This window comes from Aeromonas sp. 25-AL00135 (assembly GCF_054052385.1).
This window is the reverse complement of sequence record NZ_JBSTYQ010000014.1, coordinates 89297-102347: the sequence shown is the minus strand read 5'-3', so window position 1 is coordinate 102347 and position 13051 is coordinate 89297. Positions and strand designations below refer to the sequence as shown.

Here is a 13051-nt window from a genome sequence, read left to right as displayed (position 1 = left end):
TCTGCGTTAGCTGGCCTTCTGGTGTTGCAACTGCCACTCCCGTTGCCAGTGGGTCAGTATCTTCAGCGGCATGGGTTTGCCGAAGAAGTAGCCCTGGATCAGATAGACGCCGTGCTGGCTCAGATAGTCGACCTGCAGCTGGCTCTCGACCCCTTCGGCGATCATCTCCATGCCCGATTCCCGACCGAAGACGATGATGGCATCCAGTACGCTGCGCTTGAGGTCGTTGGTGCCTATGGTATCGACGAACATCTTGTCGATCTTGATCTGGCGGATCCCCAGGCTCTGCAGGTAGGCAAAGCCGCCGTAGCCGGTACCAAAATCATCCAGCTTGAAGTGATACCCCATCTGTTGCAGCAGGGTGATCTCCTCGGTGGCCGCCTTGATGTCGAGGATCGGCTTGCGCTCCGTCAGCTCGAAGGTGAGCCGGGTGGGTGAGGGGTTTTGGCTGTGAGCGAGCAGGGTGCGCAGCAGGGGCTGCTCGATATGGGCCGCCACCAGATTGACGCTGACCCACTGCTCTGGCGCCAGCTGCGGCAGGTCGGTGATCACCTGCTCCAGCAACTGTTCGGTCATAGGCAGGATCAGTCCCTGCTCCTCTGCATACTCGATAAAGGTGCCCGGGGGGATCAGCTCGTTTCCCCGCTGCCAGCGCAGCAGCGCCTCGAATCCCACCACTTGGTGGGTACGGGCATCCACTATCGGTTGGTAGAGGGGAATAAATTCCTTGCGTATCAACCCTGTTTGCAGCAGTCCCTTGAGGGAGCGCCGATAGCTGCGCAGCAGCCAGTATGTGACGCTTAACAGGGCGCCGAGCGCGATTCCGAACCAGAGACCGTAGTGATTGAGTTGGTCATGGGCATATTGCTCCAGTGCTTTTCCCGCCCAGACCGTCTGTTTGGTGAGTTCATTGGGATCGAAGAAACTGAGGCTGATATTGCTCTCTTCCTGTTTGATCTCCTTGTCGCCACGGGGAAAGTGGACTGTGCTTGCAGCGGTATCCTGTCGGCTGAACTCCAGATAGAAGCAGTGGCTACAAGGGTGTTGCAGCAGCTCGTGGCTCCAGCTGTTATCCAGCACCCAGTAGGCGAGGTTGTCACCGGATCGGTAAAAGGCCACCAGCTCCTGTTCGGTATTGTATTTGGCCACTGTGGCGGTAATCCCCAGTTTGCCGAACGTCTGCCCGCTATTCTGGAGCTCTTTGAGCAGCGGGATCTCCACCCCCAGGCTGGAGCAACTGTTGCCGGAGGCGAGCTCCAACCCTTGCAGGCGGATATGAGCGCTGTAGAAGCTCGGATCGCGCAGCAGCTCCATGTCTTTGGCGCCACAGTTGAACTCAAATTGTGCCAGTTGTTTGTTGATGGCAGCATCCAGCTCCCGGTGGCGTACGGCCATGGCTCCCTTGAGCTCGGCAACCTTCTTTTCCAGCAGATGAAAGGCCATCGGTTTGGCAAACCACAGGCCGAGAAACTGGCTGCCCACGACAGGCAGGGCGAACAGCAACAGAGCGATCCAGACGGGTGATTTACGCAAAGGAAGTACCTGCCAGTTTCATGAGACACAAATGGACTTAGCCATCATAGAGCATTAGTGCAATCAATTTGAGTCCGAGTTGTCACACTTGTTGATGGATTTTTTAACTGCATGATTTTAAATGTGTTTATTATTAACTTTGGCTAGATTCAATCGCTGACCTGTCATAAATGACAATTGCTCAGCTTATCCGAACTGCATTAGAGTAGCCCTGCGGTTTGACTCACCGTGTGTTCAATACTCCTGTATCTGTTTTTTGTCAGTAGCACAGAGTGTTAGTTTTGATATGAGTGTTCCTTTTGGTCCCCTTTGAGGGACCATTTTTCTGTCTGTCATCCCGCCCTTTCCCGCGTCTGTAGCCCGTCATCCTTGGTATTCTCCCTCTGCTTTGGGTTATGCTTGCCCGCTTAAATTGCAGAAGCGGGATCTTCATCCATAGCTGTGGCCCGATCGCCGCTGCTACCATGAGGCGACATGGATGATGCTGGGCATACGGAAAGGCGCATGAAACTCACTACACAGCTTGTCTCATTTATCACCCTTTGCGTGATCGCAGCCATGGCGACCGTGCTGATTGGCGGGGTGTTCAGCTTTCGCGAGCTGGGCATGGAGTTGCAGCAAAAGAAGGTCGATGCACTGGTCGAAGTGATCGACAAGCAGCTCGATGTTGCTCACGACATGGAAGATATGAGTCACTGGCTGCCCACCCTGCTACGGGCTGCCCATGTGGTAGAGCTGGAGGTGCGCCAGAATAACCAGCGGGTCTACTGGTTCCGCGATGTGCGTAATCCGGTCGACGAGCAGCTGCTGGTGCCATACAGCCACCCGCTGCCCCATCAGGCCGGCATGCAGGCCAACTTCAAACTGGAGCGCCCCTTCAAGGAGGCGGAATACTCCATCAAGGCGATGTCCGGCATCTCGCTGGGGATCTTTATCGTGGTGTTCGGTCTCTGGTACTCCATCCGCTGGCTGCGCCAGCAGCTGCGCGGGGCCGAGCTGCTGGGCATTCGCGCCCAGCTGATCCTCGATGACAAACTCTCCAAACTGAGCCATGACCCCGGCGAAGAGTGGCCGGTGGCCGCCAGTCAGGCCCTCGATCATCTGCTCGCCGAGCTGGCGGATGCCCGCAAGGAGCGCAGCCGCTTCGACAACTTCATTCGCAGCAACGCCTTCGTCGACAAGATGACCGGCATCGGCAACCGGCTGTTTTTCGACAACCGGCTGGAGAGCGCCATCATGGAGGCGAGCGTGATGAGCGGCGGCGTGCTGCTGATCGATCTCGCCTGTCTGGAGGAGCTGGAGGCCGATCAGTTCGAGCTGCTGGGGCACGATTTGATGATGGAGGCGAGCGCCACCATAGGTGCCTTCGTGCGCAAGCATAACGGCGCCCTGCAGGCCCGCTACGCCGGTCAGGTCTTTGCGGTGTTGCTGCCCAATATGTCCGAGAGCGAGATGGTGGATAGCGCCAGCCAGCTGCTCAAGAGCCTGCAACGGCTGCACTGGCCGCAGGAGGTCAACCCCGAGACGGCGGTCTATCTCGGCGCCGTCTGTTATCAGGCACAAGACAGCCTGCTCAAGGTGCAGGAGGAGGCAGAGCTGGCCCTCAAGAGCGCCCGCTTGCAGGGCCACAACGGCTGGTTCCTCTACGAGAAGCAGCTGGATGAGGAGCAGAGCAGCAAGGGGACGGTACGCTGGCGAACCCTGATCAGCCGCCGTCTCGAAGAGCACGGCATCGAATTTTACACTCAGCCGATCCAGCAGGATCGGGGGCAGGTGGTGTTGCAGCAGGAGCTGCTTACCTATCTGCACGACGAGCAGGGACGGGCTTTGCAGGCGGGGATCTTCATGCCGATGGCGGAGAAGGTGGGCTTGTTGCTGCAACTGGATCGGCTGGTGGCGGAGCAGACCCTCGCCCTGCTGCGCCAGCGCTCCGAGCAGAGCTGCCCCATCAGCCTGACCCTCAGTGCCCAGAGCCTGCTCAACCGCGAGTTCCAGCGCTGGCTCTTCTTCGCACTGTTCCAGCTGCCGCGCAGCACCAACGAGCGGCTGATCCTGCAACTTTCCGAATCCCAGGTGACCCGCCACTTCGAGGCGCTCAAGCGGCCGCTGCGCTCTTTGCGGATGCTGGGCTGCCAGCTGGCCATCGATCATGCCGGTCAGGATGTGGTGAGCACCCAGTACATCAAGGAGTTCGAGATCAACTTCCTCAAGCTGCACCCCAGTCTGGTGCGGGAGATCCATGCCCGTCAGGTCAACCAGATGGCGGTCCGCAGTCTGGTAGGCGGTTGCGCCAATACCCGCACCCGGGTGCTGGCAGTGGGAGTCGAGAGTGGCGACGAGTGGAAGATGCTGCGCCACCTCGGGGTGCATGCCGGGCAGGGGCCCTGGTTTGCCGAACCCCAGCGTCTGGTGCTGGAACCGGCTGGTGATTGAGATAAACAACAGAGGGTCGCCTTGGGGCGACCCTCTGTTGTTTGTGGTTGCCGTCAGATGGGGGTCACAGTCGCCCCTGCTCACGCAGCCCGGCGAGCCCCTGCATGCCGCCAGTGTGGATAAAGACGATTTTGCTGCCGGGGGCGATACGGCCTGCCGCCAGCTCGCGAAACAGCCCCCACATCGCCTTGCCGCTGTAGATAGGCTCAAGGGGCAGATCGGTCGTTGCGCTGAAATTCTGCACCCACTGCCAGAGGGCCGGGCTGAACTTGGCATAGCCACCATCGTGGTGATCGAGCGCGATGCGCCAGCCGGGGATATTGGCAGCCGCGGGATGGAGGCGACACACCTCGTCAGCGATAAAGCCGCCACCTTTCAGTACCGCAATGGCGAGGATCTGCTCCCGCTCCCGTTTGCCAGCGATCAGGCCCGCCAGAGTGCCGCCGCTGGCGCAGGGCAGTACCCAGAGATCCGGCGAGAAGGGCACTTCGCCGACCAGTTCCGCCACGCCGGGGATGGCCAGCGGGCTGCTACCCCCTTCCGGCACGATCAGGGTATCGGGTGCATCGAATTGGGCCAGCCAGTCGGGATCCTGCCGTCGCCGGTAACTCTGGCGGTCGACGAAAACGAGATCCATGCCCCAGCGCCGGGCATCCCGCAGGGTAGAGTTACTGACGGCGTCATATTCGCCCCGTATGATACCGGTAGTACGAAGACCAGATTGGCACCCCGCTGCCGCCAGCGCGTGGATATGATTGGAGTAGGCGCCGCCAAACGAGAGCAGATGCTGTTTGCCATGCTCTTTGGCATGCAGCAGGTGGTACTTGAGCTTGCGCCACTTGTTGCCGGAGATGGCCGGATGGATCAGATCATCCCGCTTGCACCACAGCTCGACGCCATAGCGGGTCAGCAACGGATGGTGGAGGCGTTGCAGGGGGGAAGGGAGGATGGCTTGACCCTCTGACTCGGCGGAAAGGATGGCTTGCAATGGTGAGTCCGTCTTTTAATCTGGAGGCTAATCTGCTGTTTATGTTAATATTTCATACATTTAATCACTATTGATGGGCGGGCTTACATGAAACAACTGTTCAGACGGTCGACGCCAAGCCGCCAGGTCGGGCTCTTGCTGGCCAATGACAGGATCATGCTGGCTGCGGTGGGCAATCCCCCCGTCTTCGCGACGCGCACCATCAACGGCCCACAGGAGTGGGCTGTGGCCATGAACGAGCTGTTCAGCCGTCATGGGCTGGCCAAGTCTACGGTGCGGGTGGCCCTCGCCGCCAGCCTTTATCAACAGATCCAGATCGACAAGCCTGCCGTGCCTGACGCCGAGATGGCGGGGGCGCTCCCCTGGGCCATCAAGGATTATGTCAGCGAACCCGTGCTGCAACTGGCGATGGATTATGTGGACTTGCCCACCCCGCCTGCCGGTCGCCCGCGCATCAATGTGATCTGCTTGCCCAAGAGCCGGGTGCAGCAGCTGGCCGATGCCATCAACGGCATCGCGACCCTGCAATCCATCATCAGCGACGAATTGGCGCTCACCTCTCTCTACGATGCTGACGAGACGGTGCGCATGCTGCTGTGGCAGCCCAAGGGGCAGGATCTGCAACTGCTGGTCTTCCATCAGGGCGGGCTCTGCTTCTCCCGCCAGTTGCGCGGTTTTACCAGCCTGACTGGCGAACATGAGCCGGACAGCATGCTGCTCGATTCACTGGCGCTGGAGATCCAGCGCTCCCTCGACTATCTGGCGGGCCAGCTGAAATTGCCCGAGCTGGGGCAGATGCAGTTTGCCGTCGCCTCGCCCTTTATCGGTACCCTGGTGCGCCACATGGAGCAGACCTTCGGCTTTGCCGTCTCCGCCATGGCCAACAAGGCGGTCCTGGCCGGCGTCGAATACCTCTCGGCCTACGCAGCCGCCATCGGGGAGGATGCGTGATGAAACGTCAGATAAACCTCTATGGCGCCGAGTTTCGCCCCAAGCGGCAGTGGGCCAGCCTCAATCAGATGGCGCTGGTATGGGGCTTTGCGCTGCTGCTGATCCTGTTGACGGGTGTTGGTTACAGCTGGCAACAGCAGCAGGTCAGCCGGGCGCTGGCGCAGCGCTCTGCCGAGCTGGAACTCAAGCGCAGCGAGGCACAGCGGCTCGATGCCGAGCTGGCGCGCCATCAGGCAGATCCCAGGCTGCAACAGCAACTGGTCAACAAGCAGGATGAGCTGACGGCCAAGCAGGGGCTGATGCGCCAATTGGGCAGCTTGACCCTGCAAAAATCCCAGGGCTACGCCAGCGTGATGGCGGATCTCTCCCGCATTCGCAACAGCAACCTCTCGTTGCAGCGCATCGAGATCAACGAAGGGCGGATCAACCTCTCCGGCTTTGCCGGGCGCAGTCAGGATGTGCCGGCCTGGGTCAATCGCTTCAAGCAGACCCCGAGTCTGGTGGGCAAGGAGTTTGGTGAACTGACCCTCGGCCGTGACAAGGAGGGTCGCCTGACCTTCCAGTTGAGCGGCATTGCGCGGGAGAAACCCTGATGAACCTGAAAGCACAATGGCAGGCATGGGGCCAGCGTATCGCCGTGTTGAGCCAGCGGGAGCGGGTGTTGATCCTGCTGACCGGTCTGGTGCTGCTGGGCGCGGCCGGACTCTACGGCTGGCTCGATGGCGCCGATACTCGCCTGCAGCAGGATCGCATGGCCCTGAGCGCCGCCGAGCGTGACCTCGAGATCATGGAGCTGGAAAACCTCGGCAAACAGGCCCGGCTCAAGCGGGATCCCAACCAGGGAGTTCGCGACCAGCTGGCGCAGGTCGAAGCGGATCTGGCCCGGATCGACGATGAACTGAAGGCCCAGACCGTCGATCTGATCCCGGCGCACGAGATGCCGCTGGTGCTGGAGGCGCTGCTCTCCCGCTCCGCCAACCTTCACATGCTGGCCCTCAGTTCGCTGGAGCCGACCCCGCTGATGGCGGGAGAGCAGAAGGTCAATCTCTACAAGCATGGTATCCGGCTTCAGCTTGAAGGCGGCTATTTCGATGTGTATCAATATCTTAAAGCGCTGGAAGCCTTGCCGCGACACTTTTACTGGAAGCAGTTCGACTATCAGGTCAAAGCCTATCCCGGCGCTGTGGTGGAGATGGAGATCTACACCCTGAGTACCAGCAAGGAGTTTATCCGTGGCTAGAGTGTTTGCGTTGTGCTGTTGCCTGTTCAGCTTGCTGGTACAGGCGGAGCAGGTCGAGGTATTGCAGGATCCCACCGCGCCGCTGGCGGACGTGGCGGTTGGCGCCCGTGCAACCGGCGAGAGCAGTGCCGGTTTGCCGAAGCTGCAGAGTGTGGTGCTGGGCAATGGCCCGGCACTGGCGGTACTCAATGGCAAGAGTTATCGGGTCGGACAACAGGTGGACGGCTATACGCTGGTGGCCATCAATGCCGATGCCGTGGTGCTGGAAAAGGCGGGAAAACGCCATGCGGTAACACTGTTTGCCAGCAAGATCCGGGTTTGAGTCGTGCTTGCCTCTCGAGAGGTGAATCGGCTTTATCGAGTTTAATTGCAAGTCAGGGTGCCCTAATTACATGAATAAACACCGTCTCTGTCTGATCTCCGTGGCCATGATGGCTGCAGGCTGTACCACGTATCAGCACCCCGAGCCGACCCAGGCCAAGGATGCCCTCAAACAGGCCATGAACGAACAGCAGAAACAGGCTGCCCCTCTGACCGCGTTGCCCAAATCGGTGCAAAGTGAATTGCTGCAGCTGAACCGGCCGCAGATGCCGGTCGGCATGCCGGAGAAGCGGCTGCGTATCGCGGCTCACGACGTGGAGGCGGTGGAGTTTTTCGGTTCCCTGTTCAAGGGCTCCCGCTACAGCGTGGCGGTTCACCCCGGGGTGGCCGGGCTGGTTTCCGTCGAGCTCAAGGATGTGACTCTGCCGGAAGTGCTGGCGGTGGTGGGCGACATGTACGGCTTCGACGTGCAGCGCAAGGGCAATGTCTTCCATATCTATCCGGCGGGTCTGCGTACCGAAACCATCCCGGTCAACTACCTGATGATGTCCCGTCGTGGCCTCTCCCGCACCTCGGTCAGCACCGGCGGGGTGACCGCCAATGACAGCAATAACAGCAGCGACAGCAGTTTTGACAGTGCATCGAACAACAACAGCACCAATAACTCCTCCGGCAACAACTCGAACGGCAACAGCAGCAATGGCACCCGTATCGAGACCGATACCAACAGCGACTACTGGACTGATCTGCGCGACTCTCTACAGACCCTGATTGGCACGGGTGATGGTCGCGCGGTGATCACCAGCCCGCAGGCGGGTCTGGTCACCATTCGCGCCTACCCGAAAGAGCTCAAGGCAGTGCGTGAATTCCTGAATCAATCCGATAGTCACCTCAAGCGGCAGGTGGTGCTGGAGGCGCGGATCATCGAAGTTGCCCTCAACGAAGGGTATGAGCAGGGAGTGGACTGGAGCGGTCTTTCCGCCAGCTGGGATGGCAACAAGGGGATTACCGGTGGCGGTTCACTGGCCAATACCCAGTTACCCACCACCCCTAACCAGATCTTCACTGCACTGGGTGGCGGCGCCGGTTTCAAGGTCTCTGACGGCAACTTCAATGTAGCGGTCAACCTGCTCAAGACTCAGGGCGATGTGAATACCCTCTCCAGCCCCCGTGTCACCGCGACCAACAACCAGAAGGCGGTGATCAAGGTGGGGACGGACGAATATTTCGTCACCAATGCATCGACAACAACCGTGAGCACGACGAGCGGTGATCGAACAACGCCCAATGTAGAGTTGACCCCTTTCTTCTCAGGTATTTCTTTGGATGTAACACCACAGATCGATGAAGAGGGGAAGGTGCTGCTGCATATCCATCCCTCCGTTATCGATACTGAAGAGCAAACCAAGACCATAAAGGTGACAGACAGCGATACGCTGGTGTTGCCGTTGGCGAAAAGCTCGATACGCGAATCCGATACCGTGGTGCAGGCCAATAACGGTGACATCATCGTTATTGGCGGTCTGATGAAGACCGACAAGCAGGAGATCGTCAGCAAGGTGCCGCTGCTGGGGGATATTCCCTGGGTGGGTGAAGCCTTTACCAACCGCCGCGAGAGCACCAAGAAGGTGGAGCTGGTGATCATGCTCAAACCGACCGTGGTGGAGAAAGATACCTGGCAAAACGAGCTGCAACGCTCCTCCGAGCTGCTCGACAAGTGGTATCCGGCCAAGGGCTGACCCATGACACTAGATGCGGTCACCCTTATCCCGAACGGCCTGTGCTGCCTTGCCAGCACAGGCTGCTTGCTTGCCGTGGCAGGTGAGGTCTCATGTACCTGACCCACTTCGGCCTGCAGGAGGCACCGTTCAGCCTCACTCCCAATACCGGCTTCTACTACGGCCTGCCGCCTCACGAAGAGGCGCTGCAGGTGCTCAACTGGGCGCTGGCGCAGGGGGAGGGCTTTATCAAGGTGACCGGCGAGGTGGGTACCGGCAAGACCCTGCTCTGCCGCAAGTTGCTCAGCGAGCTGGGTTCGGAAGCGCGTCCGGTGCGGCTTGCCTGGTTGCCCAATCCCCACCTCACTCCGGCCGAACTGCGCATCGCGCTGGCGCTGGAGCTGGGGTTGGCGGTACGGGATCAGAGCGAGCTGGATCTGACCGATCGTATCCATCGTCACCTGATCAGCCTGCACCAGCAGGGCTGCAGGGTGGTGGTGCTGATCGACGAGGCGCAAGCGCTGCCGGACGAGACCCTGGAGGCGATCCGCCTGTTCGGCAATCTCGAGACCGAATCGAGCAAGCTGCTGCAGATCGTGCTGTTCGGCCAGCCGGAGCTGGATGCCAGGCTGGCCAAGCCGCATCTGCGCCAATTGCGTCAGCGGATTGGCTTCTCCTACTGCCTGCGGCCGCTGCGTTTTGACGAGACCCGCGCCTATCTGGAGCACAGATTGCAGGTCTCCGGTTACCGCGGGGCACCGCTGTTTGCAGGTCGCGCCATGCGTCTGTTGTGGCGCGCATCGCGAGGGATCCCGAGACTTATCAATATCCTGGCGCAGAAGTGCCTGATGCTGGCCTATGGTCAGGGTGTGCGTCAGGTCGATAGCCGTCTGGTACGGCTCGCCATTCGCGATACCGACGATGCCAGCCGCTTTGCGCCACGGCGCTGGTGGCTCCTGTTACTGTTGCTGGGGTGCGCCCTGGCTTATGGAGTCTGGCCATGAGCGTTATCAACCAGATGCTGAAAGATCTGGATCGGCGCCAGCAAGGATCCGAAGGTGCTGCCGTCTATATTGCCCCTGCGCGCCAGCAGGGATGGTGGATGTTGCTGTTGACCTTGATCTGCGGTCTGGCACTGGGGATCCTCGGTTGGCGAACCTGGATCTACTGGCAGCAGACCCATACCGTGACGGCTGCCAGTGAAGTGATCGCCCCCGATGTGGTGGCAAGGGCCGCCTCGCCAGTCAGCCAGCCCGAGCCGGTCGAGGTGGCGGCCGCGCTGCCGTTGCCAAGTCAGGACGAGGTGAATGATGAGGCAGGCGAGAGTGACTCGGATGGCATGGCCGACGGTGCGCCCTTTGATGCCTCCAGCGATGTTGACGAGTCCGAGCCGACCGATGAAGAGCTGCAGCCCGAGCTTTACGCCGAACTGGCGGCAGAGCAGCAGGCCGTCGCCAGCGCGCCGCGCAAGCCGAGCGTATTGAAGATCGAGACGGTGGAGCTATCGGCCAAGGAGCTGGCGGCACTGGCGGAGCGCAAGGCGACTACCGCCATGGCCAAGGGAAGCCTGCGGGATGCGCAGGACAACTACTATCAGGTGCTGGCCCACGATCCCTACAATCAGGGGGCGCGCGAGCAGCTGGCGGGGCTGCTCTACGGCGAGGGCCGCCTGACCGAGGCGCGTCAGCTGCTGGAAGAGGGGATCCGGCTCGATCCCCAGCAGGCCGATTTTCGTCTGTTACTGGCCCGCCTTGCCATCAGCGAGGGGCGGCAGCAACAGGCGCTTGGCTGGTTGTCCGGTTATCAACCGGATCTCGCCAGCAACATGGACTACTACGCGACCTGGGCCGGGCTGACTCAGGAGCTGGGCCAGAATGCCGATGCGGCGGCGCTCTATGTGAAGCTGCTGCGCCAGCAGCCGGATCAGGGCCGCTGGTGGCTTGGCCTCGGCGTGGCCGAGGATGGTCAGGGCCACAGCCAGCGGGCGCTCGATGCCTATCGCAACGCTTTGTTGCACGGCAACCTCGGCGAGGCGTCGACCAACTGGCTGGAACAACGAATTGGCCAACTAACCCCTTGATAAACAGCAGGTTCGATTAGCAAAGCCTAATCGGATGCGGCAACGGGTGTGAAGTAACAGAGATCGGAGCAAACATGGCACAACCCAGACTGAAAATGCGCCTCGGCGACTTGCTGGTACAAGAGCAGATCATCTCTGATGATCAGTTGCAGCTTGCCCTGCAGCAGCAGCGTCAGACCGGCCGCAAGCTGGGCACCACTCTCATCGACCTCGGCTTTATCAGCGAGGTGCAGCTGTTGCAGTTCCTCGCCCGCCAGCTGGATGTGCCCTTCTTTGATCTCAACAACCTCACCATCGACGCCGCCGCGGTGCCGCTGCTGCCCGAAGTGCAGGCGCGCCGTTATCGGGCGTTGGCGGTCAACCTTACCGACGACAAGGTGACGGTGGCGATGTCGGATCCGGCCGATCTGAGCGCACTTGATGCCGTCGCCGCCCTGCTCAGCCCGCGCATCATGGTGTTGGCGGTGGCGCGGGAAGGGCAGCTGCTGGAATATTTCGATCGCCTCTATCGCCGTACCCGCGAGATTGAGAGTTTCGCCGAACAGCTGCAGGAGGAGTATCAGGACTCCGGCTTCGAGCTGGGCTCCAGCAATCTGGGAGCCAATGACGAGGGGGAGGCGACGGTGGCCAAGCTGCTGCGCTCCCTGTTCGAGGATGCGGTGCAGGTGGGGGCGTCGGATATCCACATCGAGCCGGACGAGAAAGTGCTGCGCATTCGCCAGCGGATCGACGGTATCCTCCACGAGAACATCCTCAACGAGGTGCGCATCGCCCAGGCGCTGGTGCTGCGCCTCAAGCTGGTGGCGGGGCTCGATATCTCCGAGAAGCGCTTGCCGCAGGATGGCCGTTTCAACATGAAGGTGCGCGGTCGCGATGTGGATGTGCGGATGTCCACCATGCCGGTGCAGTATGGCGAGTCTGTGGTGATGCGTCTGCTGGATCAATCCTCCGGCATCCTGTCGTTGACCGAGACCGGGATGCCGCCGGAGATCCTGACCCGTTTCCGTCGCCAGCTCAAACGCCCGCACGGGATGATTCTGGTGACCGGCCCGACCGGTAGCGGCAAGACCACCACCCTCTATGGCGCCCTCTCCGAGCTCAACCAGTCCAGCAACAAGATCATCACGGTAGAAGACCCGGTGGAGTATCGTCTCTCCCGCGTCAATCAGGTGCAGGTCAACCCCAAGATCGGCCTCACCTTCTCCAACGTGCTGCGCTCCACCCTGCGTCAGGATCCGGACATCCTGCTGGTGGGGGAGATGCGTGACAACGAGACGGTGGAGATCGGCTTGCGTGGCGCCATCACAGGTCACCTGGTGCTGACCACACTGCACACCAACGATGCGGTGACCAGTGCCTTGCGCCTCATCGACATGGGGGCGCCCGGCTATCTGGTGGCGAGCGCCCTGCGGGCGGTGGTCGCCCAGCGGCTGGTGCGGCGGGTATGTGAGCACTGCGTCGAGGAGAAGGCGCCCGACGAAGGGCAGGCCACCTGGCTCACCGTACTCTCCGGCGAGGCGCCCGGCCAACACACCTATCACAAGGGCCGGGGTTGCCAGAGCTGCAACTTTACCGGTTATTCCGGCCGGATCGGGGTCTACGAGCTGCTGGAGCTGGATCAGCCGATGATGGATGCCCTGCGCCGCAACGATGCGGAAGGGTTCGCCAAGGCGGCCCGTCAACATGAACACTATCGGCCGCTGGCCCTCACAGCCCTCGATTATGCCCGTCAGGGGATCACCTCGGTGGACGAGGTGCTGCGACTGGCCGAGGATTTGGGGTAAGCG

The 13051-nt window shown here is 60.8% G+C and carries 11 protein-coding genes; 9 read left to right on the top strand and 2 right to left on the bottom strand.

Annotated elements, in window-relative coordinates; genetic code table 11:
• Nucleotides 1–6 precede the first annotated feature (6 nt).
• A complete protein-coding gene (locus tag ACW5XC_RS14300; protein WP_042052543.1) occupies nt 7–1533 on the bottom strand; it encodes an EAL domain-containing protein in 1527 nt (508 codons plus the stop codon).
• 504 nt (nt 1534–2037) lie between these two features.
• Between ACW5XC_RS14300 and ACW5XC_RS14295 the strand changes: the two genes are divergently transcribed.
• Nucleotides 2038–3966, top strand: a complete 1929-nt coding sequence (locus ACW5XC_RS14295; protein WP_042052544.1) for an EAL domain-containing protein — start codon at nt 2038–2040, stop codon at nt 3964–3966.
• Nucleotides 3967–4030: 64 nt separating this feature from the next.
• On the opposite strand, the gene ACW5XC_RS14290 is transcribed toward ACW5XC_RS14295, so the two are convergent.
• The gene (locus ACW5XC_RS14290; protein WP_042052545.1) at nt 4031–4954 is read right to left on the bottom strand and encodes a 1-aminocyclopropane-1-carboxylate deaminase/D-cysteine desulfhydrase; all 924 of its coding nucleotides are present in this window, start codon (nt 4952–4954) and stop codon (nt 4031–4033) included.
• 87 nt (nt 4955–5041) lie between these two features.
• Here ACW5XC_RS14290 and ACW5XC_RS14285 point away from each other — a divergent pair, with 87 nt between their 5' ends.
• The 8 genes from ACW5XC_RS14285 (at nt 5042) to mshE (ending at nt 13048) form a co-directional block, all read left to right on the top strand.
• Entirely contained in the window at nt 5042–5905 is an 864-nt protein-coding gene (locus ACW5XC_RS14285; protein ID WP_005340015.1) for a hypothetical protein, read from the top strand.
• A complete protein-coding gene (locus ACW5XC_RS14280; RefSeq protein ID WP_005348605.1) occupies nt 5905–6498 on the top strand; it encodes a PilN domain-containing protein in 594 nt (197 codons plus the stop codon). Before ACW5XC_RS14285 ends, ACW5XC_RS14280 begins: the two co-directional genes overlap by 1 nt.
• Complete coding sequence (locus ACW5XC_RS14275) at nt 6498–7145, top strand: hypothetical protein (RefSeq protein ID WP_005340017.1); 648 nt, start codon at nt 6498–6500, stop codon at nt 7143–7145. The genes ACW5XC_RS14280 and ACW5XC_RS14275 overlap by 1 nt, the downstream gene beginning before the upstream one ends.
• Nucleotides 7138–7467: a SctD/MshK family protein gene (locus tag ACW5XC_RS14270; RefSeq protein ID WP_005342886.1), complete on the top strand. Its 330-nt coding sequence runs from the start codon at nt 7138–7140 to the stop codon at nt 7465–7467. Before ACW5XC_RS14275 ends, ACW5XC_RS14270 begins: the two co-directional genes overlap by 8 nt.
• A gap of 70 nt (nt 7468–7537) precedes the next feature.
• On the top strand, nt 7538–9205 hold the full coding sequence (gene mshL / locus ACW5XC_RS14265; RefSeq protein WP_042052547.1) for a pilus (MSHA type) biogenesis protein MshL: 1668 nt from the start codon (nt 7538–7540) through the stop codon (nt 9203–9205).
• 92 nt (nt 9206–9297) lie between these two features.
• Entirely contained in the window at nt 9298–10188 is an 891-nt protein-coding gene (locus ACW5XC_RS14260) for an ExeA family protein (RefSeq protein ID WP_042052548.1), read from the top strand.
• On the top strand, nt 10185–11264 hold the full coding sequence (locus tag ACW5XC_RS14255; RefSeq protein ID WP_042052549.1) for a tetratricopeptide repeat protein: 1080 nt from the start codon (nt 10185–10187) through the stop codon (nt 11262–11264). Before ACW5XC_RS14260 ends, ACW5XC_RS14255 begins: the two co-directional genes overlap by 4 nt.
• 74 nt (nt 11265–11338) lie before the next feature.
• Entirely contained in the window at nt 11339–13048 is a 1710-nt protein-coding gene (gene mshE / locus ACW5XC_RS14250; RefSeq protein ID WP_005348611.1) for an MSHA fimbrial ATPase MshE, read from the top strand.
• Nucleotides 13049–13051 lie beyond the last annotated feature (3 nt).